The organism is Luteimonas aestuarii (assembly GCF_004357985.1).
Lineage (GTDB): Bacteria > Pseudomonadota > Gammaproteobacteria > Xanthomonadales > Xanthomonadaceae > Luteimonas > Luteimonas aestuarii.
In genome coordinates this window covers 187054-203285 of record NZ_SMTF01000005.1, presented here as the reverse complement: position 1 = coordinate 203285, position 16232 = coordinate 187054, and the positions used below count along the sequence as shown (strand labels likewise).

The following is a 16232-nucleotide window of genomic DNA, read 5'->3' as shown; positions in this document are numbered from 1 at the left end:
CGTGGGCGGCGGTGGGCGCGTGGTCGATAATGCCGGCTGGCGTTCCACGGGCGGGTGAGGAAGATGGGGGCAACGGCATGACGCCGCAAGGCGATGCGGCACGCACCGGCAGGCCCGGCCGACCGAAACGTCGGCGCTGGCTGCGTCGGCTGCTGATGCTGCCGGTGCTGTTCGTGGTGTTGTCCGCGGCACAGGTGGCGGCGTTGCGCTTCGTCGATCCGCTGTTTTCGTCGTTCATGGCCATCCGCCAGTTCGAAGCCTGGACCGCGGGCGAGTGGTCGTTCCGGGTGGCCTACGACTGGCGCGACCTGGGGGACATCGCGCCGACCCTGCCCGTGGCCCTGGTGGCCGCGGAAGACCAGGCCTTCGCCGGACATCGCGGGTTCGACCTCGAGGCCATCGAGCATGCGCGCAAGCGCAACGAACGCGGCGATGCGTTGCGCGGCGGCAGCACCATCAGCCAGCAACTGGCGAAGAACCTGTTCCTCTGGCAGGGACGCAGCGCCGGTTCGCGCTGGGTGCGCAAGGGGCTGGAGACCTGGTATACCGGGCTGATCGAACTGATGTGGCCGAAGCGGCGCATTCTCGAGGTGTACGCCAACGTGGTCGAATTCGGCGATGGCGTCTATGGCGCTCAGGCTGCGGCCCGGACCTATTTCCGCCGCGACGCGAAGGACCTGACGCTGGCCCAGAGTGCGCGCATGGCGGCCGTCCTGCCCAGCCCGAAGCGCTACAGCATCGCCAACCCCGGGCCCTACGTGCAGCGGCAGTCGCGCTGGGTCGAGCGAAACGTGCGCCAACTGGGTGGCGCGGCGTATCTCGACACACTGGACTAGGGCTGCGAGAAACACGCCCGCGCAGCGCCTGGTGCGCCGATCCGCACGCGGCCTTGTGTAGGATGCCGGGATGACCCGCGACCAGCTCACCGTTGTCGTTGCCGCACACGACGAGGCGGATGCCCTGCCGTTGCTGCACGACCGCATCGTGGCCACGATCGATGCCATGGCGGACGTATCGCTGGACGTGCGCGTCCTGTACGTCGACGACGGCAGCCGCGACCGCACCTGGGACGTGATGCGCGACATCGCCGCGGGCGATGGGCGGGTCGCGCTGCTGCGGCTGTCGCGCAACTTCGGCAAGGAGGCGGCGCTCACCGCCGGGCTGGACCGGGTGGACGCAGGCGCGGCGCTGATCCTCGACGCCGACGGACAGGATCCGCCGGAGCTGCTGCCGCGGTTCGTGGCGAAATGGCGCGAAGGCTTCGACGACGTCCATGGCACGCGTACCCAGCGCGAAGGCGAGGGCTGGCTGAAGAAGTCGACTGCACACGTGTTCTACCGGTTGATGCAGCGGCTGTCGAAGACACCCATCCCCACCGACACCGGCGATTTCCGCCTGCTGTCGCCGCGCGCGCTGGCGGCGCTGCGCCAGCTGCGCGAGCGGCACCGGTTCATGAAGGGACTGTTCGGCTGGATCGGCTTCAACAGCGTTTCGATTCCCTACGACCGCGAAGCGCGCGCGGCGGGCGAAAGCAAGTTCAACTTCTGGCGGCTGTGGAACTTCGCGCTGGAGGGCGTGACCAGTTTCTCCACCGCGCCGCTGCGCCTGGCGACCTACGTCGGGCTGTTCACCGCGGTGTTCGCCTTCCTCTTCGCGATCTGGATCGTCGGCAAGGCCCTGCTGTTCGGCGACCGCGTCGCCGGTTGGCCGACGATGATGAGCGTGATCCTCGGGCTTGGCGGCGTGCAGCTGATCGCGCTGGGCACGATCGGCGAATACCTCGGCCGGCTTTACGAGGAATCCAAGCAGCGACCGTTGTACCTGGTCCATGACTGGTACCCCGCGCCGATGGGAGTATCCTCGCAGGACAGCCAGTCCACGGGAGGAACGAGCGATGCGAATCGTGCGGCAACTGCTGGAGGCCAAGCGCCCTGAGATCTTCTCGGTCGCACCGGACGCGCCGGTGATCGACGCGATCCGGCTGATGGCGGAGAAACACGTGGGCGCGGTGCTTGTGCTGGAAGGCGCGGCGCTGGCCGGCATCCTGTCCGAGCGCGACTATGCGCGCAAGGTCGTGCTCGAGGGGCGGTCGTCGAAGGACACCGCGGTGCGCGACATCATGACCGCCGAGGTCATCACCGTGGCACCGGACGACAACGTCCAGCGCTGCATGCAGACAGTGACGCGGCATCGCATCCGCCATTTGCCGGTGGTGGAGGCCGGACGCGTGCTGGGCGTGATTTCGATCGGCGACCTGGTGGCGGCGGTAATCGAAGACCAACAGCTCGAACTCGACCAGCTGCAGCGCTATATCGCCAGCTGAGGCCTTCGCGCGTCAGCGCGCGTACTCGCCGCCGCAGTCGCTGTCCTCGCCCGGACCGGGCTCGATGGTGGCCAGCAGGCCGGCGGGTGGCGCGATACTGGCCAGCGTCAGCGCCACGGCGCCGCGAAGTCCCAGCGCAGCCAGGTCGGGCCGGAACGATGGCGAGACGAAGCTGCCGGATATCCGCAACGGCGACCGCAGCGCGAGGATGCTGCGGTCCTTCGGGCGCGGCCGCAGCAGCAGGTCCAGGGTTTCATCACGCAGGCTGATGTCACCTTCGCCGATGAGGATGGTGTCGGTGGTATCGAAAGCCAGCGATTCGGTGGTCATCACGCCATCGACCACGTCGAAATCGGCGAAGGCGCAGCGGATCGGCACCTGCCGGTCGCCGGTCAGCAGGAAGCGCAGCGCCTCGGCGATGTCCAGCCCGGCCAGCTCCATCACCAGGTTGCTGATCTTGCCCGGACCCATGCCGATGGCGACGTCCCCATTCGCGCTGCCGAGGATGGCGGCGATGGAATTGCCGTTGCCGCGCAGGTCGATCTGTCCACCGATGCGTCCCACGGCCTGCTCGGCCAGGTTGGCGTTCGGCATCAGCCGCGCCAGCTCGATGCCGCGCACCGAGGCGACTGCGGTCGTATCGATGCGTTCGCTTCGGGCATCCATGCGGATCGTCGAACGGATTTCGCCGCCCGCGATGCCGAGGTTCAGCGGTTCCAACCGCAGCAACCCGCCTTCCAGTAGCAGGTGCGCATCCATGTCGTCCATCGGTAGTGGCGGCGCATCGACGCGGGCGGCCTTCCATGCCACGTCGGCATCCATGGCGCGCAGCTTGGCCAGCTCGTAGGGGGTCTGCGGGAACAGCCGGTCCGGGGCTGGATCGGGTTCGTCGGGGGCTGCGCCCACGAAGCCCGACAAATCGTCGAAATCCAACCGATCCGAATGCAGGCGGGCATGGAAATGCGGACGATCACCGGTCACGTCGACGCGCACGTCGCCCGACAGGTCGCTCTTGCCCACGGTGCCTTCGAACCCCGTGTAATGCCAGATGTCGCCGGCGCGTCGCAGCCGCCCGTCGAAGTTGTAGGCCGCCGTGGGCGGCAAGGCGAGTCCGACCAGGGGATACAGGTCTTCTAGGTCCTGCCCGCGCAATGCGAGTTGCAGGTCGAAGTGCCGGAACTGGAAGGGGTTGACCAGAGCGCCGCGTGCGGTGGCATGGGTGGCGCCGGCGCTGGCGCGCAGCGAGATGCGATAGGGATCATCGGCCTGCGCCAGCGCAAGCGGGGATTCGGCGACGCCCTCCAGGGTGAAACGACTGCCACGCCACGTGCCGCCGCCGTCGATGCCGACCGGCGGTGCGGCGTCTTCCCGGCGCGGCTCTCGGCTGGCGATTCCAAGCTGGAGATCGGTACGGCTTGCGGTATCCACGAAGCGCAAGTGGCCATCGTCGACCCACAGCCGCTCGAGCCGCCAGCGTGGCTCGCCATCACGCGGGCGACGCCCGAAATCCCAGTTGCCGCCTTTGTCGTCCGGGTTCGCCTGCAGCAGCACGACGGGCTGCGACAGGCGGACGTCGGGGATGCGTACGCGCCCGAGCAGCAGCGGCCACGGACGGATCGACACCTGGACACGCGAGGCCTGGGCCATCCACGCTTCTTCATCCGTTGCCCAGTCCGCATTGCCCAACCGCACGCCATCGGCCTGCACGGTCGTGGTGTTGCCCAGCGAAACCCGCAGGTCGCCCTGGATCTGGAAGCTGCGTCCGGTGCTGGACTGCACCATCCACTCGACCGGGCGCTTGAACCAGTTCCAGTCGAAGATGGCGATCAACACCACGGCCAGCGCGAGCAGCGTGGCCGACGCGATCTGGAAGCGGGTGGAGGGCGGCCACCAGCGCCGCGTTGCCCTGGACGTGTTGGCGGGGGAGGGGTCGAGCGCCATGCCGCCAGTATCGGCATCAGGCGTGTGGCCGGCGCGAAGGTCTGTAAGGCCTCGGCGCAGTGGGACTGATCCGCAGCGTCGCAGTGCCTTCAGATCACCTGCGCCATTACCGCCACGTAATGGCAAACGCTGCCGCCAATGACGAACAGATGCCAGATCGCATGCGCGTAGGGGATCGATTCGCGGTGGTAGAAGAACGTGCCGAGCGTATAGAACGCGCCACCCGCCAGCAGCCAGCCGATGGTCCAGCCATCCAGCGATGACAGCATCGGCTTGAAGGCGACCAGCACCAGCCAACCCATCGCCACGTAGATCAGGGTCGACAGTCGCTTGAAGCGCCCGGTGTAGAACAACTTGAACACCACGCCGGCAACGGCGAGCGTCCAGATCGCCGCGAACAGGCCCCAGCCCCATGGCCCGCGCAGGCCGACCAGGGTGAACGGGGTGTAGGTGCCGGCGATCAGCAGGTAGATCGCACAGTGGTCGAATACCTTCAGGCGGCCCTTGGCAACCGGATGCTGGATGGCGTGGTACAGCGTGGATGCGGTGTAGAGCAGCAGCAGTGCGATGCCGAACACGATGGCGCCTGCCAGTTGCCAGCCATCGCCATGGATGGCCGCCAGCGTGATCAGCACTGCGCCGCCCGCGAGCGCAACGGCGGCGCCAAGGCCATGCGTCAGCGCGCTGGCGATTTCGTCGCGGAGGCTGCCTGCATCATGCATGGGGGGAGTGTCGCCGGTTTCCCCCGGGGAATAAACTGTGGGGATGGTGGTACAGCGTTCCGGCTCAGAGGAACTGCGCGCGCCGCCCCCTGCTTTCACCCAGGATATTCACGCATGGGCACATTGACGCCGGCTTTCGCAGTCCCGATCTACACCGCGCAGATGCCGGACTGCAGCGCCGTGAATGCGCAGCTCAGGCAGTTGTTCCTGTCGCGGGAGAATGCCGACTACGTTCGACATGATCCGTACCCGGTGGCATCGCAGGGCCTGTTCGAGAGCCGTTTCGACCTGTTCGACTGGCCCGAGCCCTGCGTGGCCAAGATGCGCGATTTTTGCCTGTCGCAGCTCTACCAGCTGATCGGCGAGATCAACGGTTACGACACGCAGACCCTGCAGCGGCTGCATCTTGCGCAGGAGTCGTGGTTCCACATCACCCGGCATGGGGGCTACTTCGGCTACCACAACCACCCGATGCACTCGTGGTCCGGTGTGTATTGCGTATGCCAGGAAGGCGACGAAGGCGTCGACAGTAGCGGCTTGCTGACCTTCATGAACCCGCACCCGGCCAGCACCATGTACATGGACATGGCGTCGTTGCGGATGAAATCGCCCTACGGCAACGGCAGTGTTGCGCTGCGCTTGCAGCCAGGCCAGTTGGTGCTGTTCCCATCGTGGATGCTGCACGAAGTCACCGCCTTCCTGCCGAAGCAGGAGGGTTTTCGGATCACGGTTGCGTTCAACGCCCGGTTCATGATGGTCGGCGAGACGCCTGCGCCGGGGCGCTGAAGCTCAATCCACGCCCACTGAGTGCGCGTGTTCGCGCGTGGCCATGAAACGCACGTCCGGCGCGCGTTCCTCGGCCAGCTGCAGGTTGACGCGCGTCGGTGCGATGTAGACCAGCTCGCCGGCGGCATCCAGCGCGAGGTTGAGTGCATTCTTCTCGCGGAACTCTTCCAGCTTCTTCGCGTCGTTGCAGCGGATCCAGCGCGCGGTGGCCACCTGTACCGGTTCGAACGTGGCGTCCACGCCGTATTCGTCCTTGAGCCGGTAGGCGACCACGTCGAACTGCAGCACGCCGACCGCGCCCAGAATCAGGTCGTTGCTCATCAGCGGGCGGAAGAACTGCGTGGCGCCTTCCTCGCTCAACTGCGCCAGGCCCTTCTGCAGTTGCTTGAGCTTGAGCGGATCGCGCAGGCGCGCGCGGCGGAACAGTTCCGGCGCGAAGTTGGGGATGCCGGTGAAGCTGAGCGCTTCGCCCTCGGTGAAGGTATCGCCGATGGAGATGGTGCCGTGGTTGTGGATGCCGATCACGTCGCCTGGATACGCCTCGGCGGCGATCTCGCGGTCGCTGGCCATGAAGGTCAGCGCGTTGGCGAGCTTGACCTCCTTGCCGCTGCGCACGTGGAAGGCCTTCATGCCGGCGGCGAAGCGCCCCGAGCACACGCGCATGAACGCGACGCGGTCGCGGTGTTGCGGGTCCATGTTGGCCTGGATCTTGAACACGAAGCCGGACAGCTTCGGCTCGTTCGGTTCGACGGTACGGCCAGTGGTCTCGCGCGGCTGCGGCGACGGCGCGTGCGCGACGAAGAAGTCCAGCAGCGGCTGTACGCCGAAGTTGTTCACGCCCGAGCCGAAGAACACCGGCGTCTGCCTGCCGTCCAGGTAAGCCTGCTTGTCGAACGGATGGCTGGCGCCCTGCACCAGTTCCAGTTCGTCCCGCAGCTGCGCCAGCATCTCGCTGCCGATCTTCTGCTCCAGCCCTGGCGCGTCGAGCGACGGGAAGATGGTGGAATCCTGCCGTGTGAAGTTGCGGCCGGGTTCGTACAGGTGCACTTCGCCCGTGATCAGGTGCACCACGCCCTTCAGGCGCTGGCCCATGCCGATGGGCCAGGTGACCGGCGCGCACTGGATGCCGAGCACGGACTCGACCTCGTCCAGCAGCTCGATCGGGTCCTTGCCCTCGCGGTCGAGCTTGTTGATGAAGGTCATGATCGGCGTGTCGCGCAACCGGCAGACTTCCATCAGCTTGATCGTTCGTTCCTCGACGCCCTTGGCGACGTCGATCACCATCAGCGCGCTGTCCACCGCCGTGAGCACGCGATAGGTGTCCTCGCCGAAATCGGCGTGGCCCGGTGTGTCGAGCAGGTTGACGATGCGGCCCTCGTACGGGAACTGCATCACCGAGCTGGTCACCGAGATGCCGCGTTCCTTCTCCAGTGCCATCCAGTCGGAGGTGGCGTGGCGCGCGGCCTTGCGGCCCTTGACCGAACCCGCCATCTGGATCGCGCCTCCGAACAGCAGCAACTTTTCGGTCAGCGTGGTCTTGCCCGCGTCGGGGTGCGAGATGATGGCGAAGGTGCGGCGGCGCGCGGCTTCGGTGGGGACATCGGGCATGGCGAGGGCACGCGGCTGCGTGCGGGGGAATGCGGGAAGGACGCGGATTATACGCGGCGGACGGGTCAGTCGCCGGCGCCGATGGACTCGCTGAAGCGCAGGATGCCGCGCGGGCCGAACATCCGGAACGGCACCGATTCCAGCCGCATGCCGCGGTTGGCCTGGACCACGAAGTGCAGGTGCGGGGCGGTGCTGCGCCCGGTGTTGCCCGACAGCCCGATCGCCTGGCCGCGACGCACGCGCTGGCCGACGCGCACATGCACGCCACCGGGCTGCAGGTGCGCATACAGCGCCATGGTGCCGTCGTGGTGCAGGACGCGGATGAAATTGGCGCGTTCCAGCGCGTCCGGGTCGTCCGGAGCGGCATCGTCGAAGCTGCCCTCGGTCTGCATCACCACGCCGTCGCGCGCGGCCAGCACGGTGGTGCCGAGCGGTGCCGCGAAGTCCACCGCATGCCGGTTCCCGGCGTCGGCATGGCTGTGTCGGCCGCCCCACGCCTGGGTGATGCGCAGCGCCGCCGTGCCCAAGGGGTAGCCGTACTCCACGTCGCGCGGTTGTGCACTCGGGCTGCCCGGGATGGCCTCCACGCGCAGCCCGGTCGCCTGCGCCAGCACGGCCACCACCACGCCTTGCCCTGACGGCACGGTGGCGCGTGCCGGGAGCGGGGGGTCGCTGGCGGGCGTGGTGCCCGGGACGGCATGCACCATCACTTCGATCGGGCCGCCCAGTGTGTTGTCGATCCAGGCCAGGTGGCGACCGTCGCGATGCTCGAAGCGCAGCCGCGCCACGGCGGCCGGTTCGACACGGATCGGGATCTCGGCGATGCCACCCTGCGTCGCGTGACCCTCGGTGCGGTCGCTGTAGCGGGTGCTGCCGTTGAGGTCGCTCCAACGATAGATGCGGCCGGATTGCGCGTCTGCCGATGCTGGCACCAGCAGGGCGAGGATCGCGGCACTCGCAAGGCAGGCGCGCATCAAATCGTCAGGGCTGGCAACCGGGCGCCAACTGCAGCGCGGTGGCGATGTCGCCCAGGTCGAACGCGGCAATCGCCTTGTCGTCGTGCACTGCATACAGCACGCCGTGCGGGAAGCGTGGCGTGGCCGCGGCATGCAGTGCAACGCCATCGGTCCATGCGGTGAGCTGTCCGGAGAAGGTGCCCGCCGCGGCCAGCGTACGCCGGTCGAACATCCGGAAGCGGGTGAGGGGACGCAGCTGGTCGGACACGATCCAGTAACCGGTCTCGGCATCGCAGGCCCACAGTGCAATGCCTTCGGGTTCCGCATCGAAGCTGCCGACGGGCAGCTTGTGCCCGGTGTAGTGGCCCTCCAGCGTGTATACCTGCACCGTCTGGGCGTGGCGCATGTCCTCGTCGGCGATCATCAGCCGATCAAACGCCGGGTCGCCGGCGATGGATTCGACGATACGCAGCGCGTTGTCCGGGCTGGTATCGCCAAAGTTGCCCAGCGCCTGGACGTTGATGGTGCCGTTCGCCTGCACGCGCAGCCGGTAGTGCCGCACGCGCTGGTCCAGCTGCGCCAGTGGCGGCAACACGTCGAACCGTTCGCCTTCCTGGAAACTGTCGGTCACGTAGAGGCGCAGCTCGCCGGGCGCCGGTTCGTATACCCAGACGCCATACGGGCTGCGCAGTTCGCCTTCGCCCACCACGTCCACCGGCGTGAAATCCGGCAGGCGCAGCACCTGCACGCGGCGATTGTCGCGTTCGGAGACGAATAGCAGGTCGCCATGGATAGCCAGGCCATTGGGGCGCGTGAACCGGCCCGGATCGGTGCCGGGGCCACCAACGGTGCGTAGCGGTTCGCCGGTATCGCCGTCGAAGACCACCAGCTGGTGCACGTTCTTGGCGGTGGCAATTACCCAGGTGCCGCCGTCTTCGGTAGGCCAGGTGGCCAGGGAATCGAGTTCATGCCCGGGCGCGCCCTGGGCAACGAAGGCTTCGGTGACGGTCGCCACGTCCGCAGCCGGCGCCACGGGGAAGGGATGGGGCAGGGGTTTGGTCGCGCAGCCCGCCAGAAAGAGCAGGGCCGCCAAGGGGAGTGCGGTCTTCATTGATGTGAATTATGACCGGCGGCCACCCATCCGGGGAGGTTGCATCGGCAACTATCCATCGCTTCATTCGGATGAAGCGATTGACATTCCCGGGAAGCACTGGCAACCTGCGGCCATCCATCGAGACCGGCTGAGGGACAGGCCCGAAGACGCCGGGGCAACCTGATGGCAAGCGCGCAAGCGCTGCCGTCGCGGTGCCAAGTCCTGCGGGGACCTGTGCGTCCACCGGAAGATGGTTGCGAACCGCCTCCCCCACGGCGGCTTGCATGCCCACCGCGGTTGGTGGGTCTTCCGGCAGTCCCGCAGGCATCGATGGTCCACCCATCGACCGGATGCCTGCCATGACTTTCCAGCCTTCCCCCCGTTCCAGCGATGCCGCGTACGCGAACGCCGCGACTTCGAATGCCGCGGTGCATCCCGTCGCGGCCGCTACGGCGCCGCGCCCGGATGCCGTGCGCGGCCGCATCGATGCCGTGCTGCCGACGCGTCACGCCGGTGAGCGTCGCGTGCGCATCGCGTGGGAACTCGTCGGTCCGGAAGGCGCGCCGGTGGTGTTCGTGGCCGGCGGCATCTCCGCGCATCGCCACGTGGCGGCCAGTGCGACCTTCGCCGAGCGCGGCTGGGCCGACGGACTGGTCGGTCCCGGACTGGCGCTGGATCCGGCACGCGTGCGCATCCTCGCCTTCGATTACCTCGGCAGCGACGGCACCCTCGACGCGCCGATCGACACCACCGACCAGGCCGATGCCATCGCCGTGCTGCTGGATGCACTCGGCATCGATGCCTTGCACGGCTTCGTCGGCTACTCGTACGGCGCGCTGGTCGGCCTGCAGCTGGCGCAACGGCATCCGGCGCGGCTGCGCACGCTGGTCGCGGTGAGTGGTGCGCATCGCCCGCACCCTTACGCCGCCGCGTGGCGCGCGCTGCAGCGGCGCGCCGTGGCGCTGGGCCAGTTGCAGTGCGCCGACGCGCAGGGCCTGTCGCTGGCGCGCCAGTTCGCGATGCTCAGCTATCGCACGCCGGAGGAATTCGACGACCGTTTCGACGTGGCACCGGAACTGGTGAACGGCCGCGTACGCGTGGCCGCGGAAGACTACCTCGACGCCGCGGGTGCGCAGTACGTGGCGCGCACGCCGGTCAATGCCTACCTGCGGCTGTCGGAGTCGATCGACCTGCATCGCGTCGATCCGGCGGGGATCCGCGTGCCGACCCTCGTCGTCGCCGTGGAGGGCGACCGGCTGGTGCCGCTGTCCGACGCGGTGGCGCTGGTCGAAAGCCTCGGCACGCACGGCCGCCTGCGCGTGCTGCGCTCGCGTTATGGCCACGACGCCTTCCTCAAGGAACACGATCGCATCGATGCGCTGCTGGCCACGGCCCTGCGCGACAACGGAGAAACCGCATGAGCCAGTTCGATTCCAGCGCAGGCAACGCCGCCTGTCGTCCCGCCACCGCCGCCGTGCGCGCCGGCATCGATCGCGACGCCGCGTTCGGTGCGGTGGTGCCGCCGATCGTGCTGTCCTCCAACTTCAGCTTCGACGGCTTCGGCAACAAGCGCGAGTACGACTACACCCGCAGCGGCAACCCGACGCGCGACCTGCTGGCCGAAGCGCTGGCGGAGCTGGAAGGCGGCGCCGGCGCGGTCGTGGTCTCGACCGGCATGGGCGCGATCACGCTGGTACTCAACGCACTGCTGTCGCCCGGCGACAAGCTGGTGGTTCCGCACGACGCCTACGGCGGCAGCTGGCGCCTGTTCAATGCGCTGGCCGGCAAGGGACACTTCGAACTGATCACCGCCGACCTGACCGACCCGCGCTCGCTGGCCGATGCATTGGCGCAGGCGCCGAAAGTCGTGTTGATCGAAACGCCGTCCAACCCGCTGCTTCGCATCACCGACCTGCGCTTCGTCATCGACGCCGCGCACAAGGCCGGCGCAACGACGGTGGTGGACAACACCTTCCTCTCGCCCGCACTGCAGACGCCGATCGCGTTCGGCGCCGACTACGTGGTGCATTCGACCACCAAGTACATCAACGGCCACAGCGACGTGGTCGGCGGCGCGGTGGTCGCCCGCACGGCCGAAGACCATGCGCAGCTGGTGTGGTGGGCCAATGCGCTGGGCCTGACCGGATCGCCGTTCGATAGTTTCCTCACCCTGCGTGGCCTGCGCACGCTGGATGCACGCCTTCGCGTGCACCAGGAGAACGCGAACGCGGTCGCGGCCCTGCTGGACGGCCACCCGGTGGTGTCGAAGGTCTACTTCCCGGGCCTGGCGTCTCATCCCGGCCACGCACTGGCCGCGCGCCAGCAGACCGGTTTCGGCGCGATGCTCTCGTTCGAGCTCGATGGCGGCGAGGATGAAGTGCGCGCCTTCGTCGACGGCTTGCAGTACTTCACCCTGGCCGAATCGCTGGGAGGCGTGGAAAGCCTGGTCGCGCATCCGGCGTCGATGACGCATGCCGCGATGACGCCGGAGGCGCGCGCCAAGGCCGGAATTTCCGATGGCCTGCTGCGGCTGTCGGTGGGCATCGAAGCGGGCGACGACCTGGTGGCCGACCTGTCGGCGGCGCTGGCGCGCGTGCAGCGGGTGGTGGATGCGCGTATCGAAGCGCGTCGGCAGGTGGACGCATGAACACGGTCGTCCCGCTGCGCGCTGCGCGTCGTGTCTCACCCGCGCCGCGGATCGCGCTGTTGGGCACCGGCACCGTCGGCACGGCCTTCGCGCAGCGCTACCAGCGCCTGCGTGCCGACGGCGCGGCGCTGCCGGACGTGGCCTGGATCAGCAATTCGCGGCTGCAGGTGCCGTGCACGGCCGGGCTGGCCGATGCGGTGGACGTGGCGCGCGCCGCGCCGCGTCGCAGCGGTGGCGTGCCGCCCTGGGCGGAAGGCGTTGGCCTGCACCGCGGCGACATCGTGGTCGATGCCACCGCCAGCGAGCGGGTCGCCGACTGGCATCCGGAGTGGCTGGCGCGCGGCGTGCACGTGGTCACCGCGAACAAGCTGGGCAGCGGCGGCGACCTGGGGCGCGCGCAGGCGATTGCCGAAGCGCAGCAGGACGGTGTGCGCTACGGCGACAGCGCCACGGTCGGCGCCGGGCTGCCGTTGTTGCGCACGATCCGCGCGCTGGTGGCGGGGGGCGACCGCATCCATGCAGTCGAAGGCGTGCTCTCGGGCACGTTGGCCTGGCTGCTGTCGCGCTTCGATGGCGCGCAGCCGTTCTCGACGCTGGTGCGCGAGGCGCGCGATGCGGGGTATTCCGAACCCGATCCGCGCATCGACCTGTCGGGCGAGGACGTGCGCCGAAAGCTGCTGATCCTCGCGCGTGCATCCGGCTTGCCGCTGGAGGCACACCAGGTGCGGGTCGCGCCCTTGCTGTCGCCCGCGTTGCGGGATGCCGCGCCGGACGACGTGGACGCCGTGTTGCCATCGCTCGACGCCGACCTGCTGGCGCGGCTGCAGGCGGCGCGCGCGTCGTCGACGCGCCTGTGCTTCGTGGGCCGGTTCGATGCGGAGGGCCGCGCAGAGGCCGGACTGCGTGCGTTGCCGGCTGCACATCCCTTGTGCGCCGGCAGCGGCACCGACAACCGCGTTGCGATCTGGAGCGATCGCTACCGTGACAGTCCGCTGGTCATCCAGGGGCCGGGGGCCGGCGCCGAGGTCACCGCGGCGGCCTTGCTGGACGACGTGCTGGCGATCTGAAGCGGTGTCCGACCGCCGACGCGCGGCGCGTTGGTACAGGCGGGGGATCGCTGCCGGAGGACGCATGGACAGGGCACCCCATCGCCGTGGGCGGATGCTGGCCGCTGTCGCCACGATGGCGCTTGCGGCATGCAATGCAGCGCCGGACGGCGGCGCGGGAGAAGCCGCGGGTCACAGCAGCGGTGGCGAACCCATCGACATCGCGCAGTTGCCGCCGCTGCCGGGGCTCAAGGTCCGGCCGCTGACCGACGTGGCGTTCGAGCGTACCGACGCGCGCCGTGCGCGCGGTCGTTATCTCGCCGAAGGCATCCTGCAGTGCGCGGTGTGCCACTCCGAACGCGACTGGAGCCGGAGTGGCGCGCCACCGGTTGCGGGTCGCGAAATGGCCGGCCACGTGTGGAAGGACGAGGGCGGCACGCGACTGGTGGCGCCCAACCTCACCCCGGACGACGAGACCGGCATCGGCCGCTGGAGCGACGACATGCTGGCGCGCGCGATCCGCGAAGGCATCAGCCACGACGGCCGGCCACTGCATCCGCAGATGTGGTACCCGTCGTTCGCGATGCTGTCCGACGAGGATCTCGCGTCCGTCATCGTGCATCTGCGTGCACTGGCGCCGATCCGCAACCCGCTGCCGCGCACGCAGTTGCCGGACGAGGTGCTGCAGGCGATCGCCGCCAGGCCGGTGCCGATCACCGCGCCGGTCGCCGGGCCCGTGGACGACAGCCCGGTCGAACGCGGCCGCTACCTCACCAACATCGCCGATTGCGGTGGCTGCCACACCGCCTGGGAAGGCGAGCGGCTGGCCGGTGCCTTCGCCGGCGGCAACGCCATCGAACGCGACGGCAGGCGCATCTTCAGCACCAACATCACCCCGCACGCCACCGGCATGGCCTACGACGAGGCCGCCTTCATCGCCATCATGCGCAACGGCAAGCAGGGCATGACCGATGCCGTGATGCCATGGGTGGCGTTCCGCAACCTGACCAGCGACGACCTGGGCGCCATCCACGCCTTCCTGCAGACGCGGCATGCGGTCGCGCATCGCGTGAGCAGCCTGGCCGAGCCGACGATGTGCGCAGTGTGCGGCCAGTCGCACGGGTTGGGCAGCCTCAACCGGGTCGAACGACCGCAAGGCGTCGTCGTGCCCAACCTGCTGCTGCGCGAGTACGAGGGCACCTATCGCAACGAAGCGCTGGACTGGACGGTTCGCATCGCGCTCCACGATGGCCAGCTGCACGCCCATACCGAAGGCGAGCCGACGCGCGTGCTGCTCCCGATCAAGGAGTCGCTGTTCGCAGTGGAGGGCGGGCTGGGTCCGATGCGCTTCGTGCGGGGCCGTGACGGCAAGGTCGGCACGCTGGTGTCGGTGGACGTGGACGACGTGCCCTTGCTGCGCCTTGCAGGCGATCGTCCAGGCGCATCCCACTGACGGCCTGCGTCAGGCGGGGCATTTCCCCGGTTCCAGTGGAGGCGCCACGTAGCCAGGCGGATCGACATCGCCGATGCCGGCGCGCAGTTCGGTAATGCGCGACTTGAGCCGTTCGACCGTGGCGGCGTGAGCAGGGTCTCCATAGAGGTTGTCGCGTTCCATCGGGTCGTGCTGGAGGTCGTAAAGCGCCCACTCGGCGGGTTGTTCCCAGAAGTGGATCAGCTTCCAGCGCCCGGTGCGCACGCCGCGGTGCTTGCGTGCGCAATGCACCGCCGGGTATTCGTACCACTCGTAGAGGAAGTCCTCGCGCCAGTCGGCCTCGCCGCCTTCCAGCAGGGGCTTCCAACTGCGGCCTTGCATCCAGTCCGGCACCTCCACGCCGGCCAGATCCAGCAGCGTCGGTGCGACGTCGATGTTCAGCACCATGTGCGCATCGTCCGCGGTCCCGGCAGGGATGCGGCCCGGCCAGCGCATCAGCATCGGCACGCGGATCGAGGGTTCCAGCATCAGCCGCTTGTCGTAGAAGCCGTGTTCGCCGAGGAACATGCCGTTGTCGGAGGTGTAGACGACGATGGTGTTCTCGGTCAGCCCCTGTGCGTCGAGGAAGTCCAGCACTCGCCCCACGTTCTCGTCCACGCCCAGCAACACGCGGTAGTAGTTGCGAATGTACGCCTGGAAGACTTCGTGCAACCGTTCTTCGTCGGGCAGTTCCTTGTCCACCTGCGCCTTGCGACGTTCGTTGTCGCGGAAGAAGTCGCCCATGTGGGCGATCTCCTGCGTGGTCTTCGAGTAGGCGATCGGGGCATCGCCTGGCTGTGGTTCGCCGAACCCCGGCGGCAGCGGGACCTCGACGTCCTTGAACGCGTCGTAGAAGCGCGGGTCCGGTTCCCACGGCCCGTGCGGCGCCTTGAACTGGTAGCACAGGCAGAACGGCTGGTCCTTGGGTCGCTGCTGCAGGTAGTGCAGGGCCTGGTCGCCGATCACGTCGTCGGTGTGCCCGCGGAAGCGCACCGGCGCGCCGTTGACGATGAACTGCGGGTCGAAATAGCTGCCTTGTCCGCGCAGGATGGCCCAGTGGTCGAAGCCCGTCGGCATCGACTTGATGTGCCACTTGCCGACCATCGCCGTGTGGTAGCCGGCCTTCTGCAGCAGCATCGGATAGGTGATCTGGTCGTGGCGCAAACCCATCTGCTCGTACCAACCGGGCTCCTCGCCATTGCTGGTCACACCGTGCGTGTGCGCGTACAGGCCGGTGAGGAAACTGGCGCGGCTGGGCGCGCATACCGACGTGGTCACGAAGGCCTCGTCGAAGCGCAGGCCTTCGCTGCCGACGCGGTCCATGTTCGGCGTCTTCAGCACGTCGTTGCCGTAGATGCTCAGCGCGCCGCGGGCCTGGTCGTCGGTCATGATGAACAGGATGTTCGGCGCATCCTTGCCGACGGGCGCAACGGGCCGGTCCGCACCTGCGTGCGCCTGCGCCAGGACGTTCGGGAGGGCTGCGCTGGCGGCGCCGGCCCCCATCAGTTGCAGCAGGCGACGGCGGTTGAGTCGGGCGGGCATGGGCGGCCTCCGGTCGGTCAGCGGCGGGGATCGACGGCCCTGCGGCAACGCCATCCATGTGCCTGGCAGCAGCCGGGAAGGCAGGATACCCCCGGGA

General features: G+C 68.5%; 14 protein-coding genes and 1 riboswitch. Of the genes, 8 read left to right on the top strand and 6 right to left on the bottom strand.

The window, feature by feature from the left end; all coding sequences use genetic code 11:
- The first annotated feature begins 77 nt into the window (after positions 1-77).
- From mtgA to E2F46_RS09215, 3 genes are all read left to right on the top strand, one after another.
- The gene (gene mtgA / locus E2F46_RS09225; protein WP_133321781.1) at positions 78-836 is read left to right on the top strand and encodes a monofunctional biosynthetic peptidoglycan transglycosylase; all 759 of its coding nucleotides are present in this window, start codon (positions 78-80) and stop codon (positions 834-836) included.
- A 70-nt stretch (positions 837-906) separates the two neighbouring features.
- Positions 907-1935 carry a glycosyltransferase family 2 protein gene (locus E2F46_RS09220; protein WP_133321780.1) on the top strand — a complete coding sequence of 343 codons (1029 nt, stop codon included), beginning with the start codon at positions 907-909 and terminating at the stop codon, positions 1933-1935.
- A complete protein-coding gene (locus tag E2F46_RS09215; protein WP_133321779.1) occupies positions 1895-2323 on the top strand; it encodes a CBS domain-containing protein in 429 nt (142 codons plus the stop codon). The genes E2F46_RS09220 and E2F46_RS09215 overlap by 41 nt, the downstream gene beginning before the upstream one ends.
- A 12-nt stretch (positions 2324-2335) precedes the next feature.
- Here the strand turns inward: E2F46_RS09215 and E2F46_RS09210 are convergent, their stop codons facing one another.
- Both E2F46_RS09210 and trhA read right to left on the bottom strand, forming a co-directional pair.
- Complete coding sequence (locus E2F46_RS09210) at positions 2336-4264, bottom strand: AsmA family protein (RefSeq protein ID WP_133321778.1); 1929 nt, start codon at positions 4262-4264, stop codon at positions 2336-2338.
- 89 nt (positions 4265-4353) lie between these two features.
- Positions 4354-4986 carry a PAQR family membrane homeostasis protein TrhA gene (trhA, locus tag E2F46_RS09205; protein ID WP_133321777.1) on the bottom strand — a complete coding sequence of 211 codons (633 nt, stop codon included), beginning with the start codon at positions 4984-4986 and terminating at the stop codon, positions 4354-4356.
- Between the two features lie 114 nt (positions 4987-5100).
- On the opposite strand from trhA, the gene E2F46_RS09200 reads away from it, so the two are divergent.
- Positions 5101-5772, top strand: coding sequence for a putative 2OG-Fe(II) oxygenase (locus E2F46_RS09200; protein WP_165967414.1), 672 nt, complete (start codon positions 5101-5103; stop codon positions 5770-5772).
- Between the two features lie 3 nt (positions 5773-5775).
- Here E2F46_RS09200 and E2F46_RS09195 read toward each other — a convergent pair whose 3' ends face one another.
- From E2F46_RS09195 to E2F46_RS09185, 3 genes are all read right to left on the bottom strand, one after another.
- Positions 5776-7380 (bottom strand): peptide chain release factor 3, encoded by a 1605-nt coding sequence (locus E2F46_RS09195; RefSeq protein ID WP_133321775.1) that lies wholly within the window; start codon positions 7378-7380, stop codon positions 5776-5778.
- Between the two features lie 65 nt (positions 7381-7445).
- On the bottom strand, positions 7446-8354 hold the full coding sequence (locus E2F46_RS09190) for a peptidoglycan DD-metalloendopeptidase family protein (protein WP_133321774.1): 909 nt from the start codon (positions 8352-8354) through the stop codon (positions 7446-7448).
- 7 nt (positions 8355-8361) lie between these two features.
- The gene (locus tag E2F46_RS09185; protein WP_133321773.1) at positions 8362-9447 is read right to left on the bottom strand and encodes an NHL repeat-containing protein; all 1086 of its coding nucleotides are present in this window, start codon (positions 9445-9447) and stop codon (positions 8362-8364) included.
- A 114-nt stretch (positions 9448-9561) separates the two neighbouring features.
- Positions 9562-9686, top strand: a riboswitch (SAM riboswitch).
- Positions 9687-9788: 102 nt separating this feature from the next.
- Here E2F46_RS09185 and metX point away from each other — a divergent pair.
- From metX to E2F46_RS09165, 4 genes are all read left to right on the top strand, one after another.
- Complete coding sequence (metX, locus tag E2F46_RS09180) at positions 9789-10850, top strand: homoserine O-succinyltransferase MetX (RefSeq protein ID WP_133321772.1); 1062 nt, start codon at positions 9789-9791, stop codon at positions 10848-10850.
- Positions 10847-12076, top strand: coding sequence for an O-succinylhomoserine (thiol)-lyase (locus E2F46_RS09175; RefSeq protein WP_133321771.1), 1230 nt, complete (start codon positions 10847-10849; stop codon positions 12074-12076). The genes metX and E2F46_RS09175 overlap by 4 nt, the downstream gene beginning before the upstream one ends.
- Complete coding sequence (locus E2F46_RS09170) at positions 12073-13143, top strand: homoserine dehydrogenase family protein (protein ID WP_133321770.1); 1071 nt, start codon at positions 12073-12075, stop codon at positions 13141-13143. The genes E2F46_RS09175 and E2F46_RS09170 overlap by 4 nt, the downstream gene beginning before the upstream one ends.
- A 64-nt stretch (positions 13144-13207) precedes the next feature.
- Positions 13208-14575: a c-type cytochrome gene (locus E2F46_RS09165; RefSeq protein WP_133321769.1), complete on the top strand. Its 1368-nt coding sequence runs from the start codon at positions 13208-13210 to the stop codon at positions 14573-14575.
- 9 nt (positions 14576-14584) lie between these two features.
- Here E2F46_RS09165 and E2F46_RS09160 read toward each other — a convergent pair whose 3' ends face one another.
- Positions 14585-16135: a sulfatase family protein gene (locus E2F46_RS09160; protein WP_165967413.1), complete on the bottom strand. Its 1551-nt coding sequence runs from the start codon at positions 16133-16135 to the stop codon at positions 14585-14587.
- Positions 16136-16232: the final 97 nt, after the last annotated feature.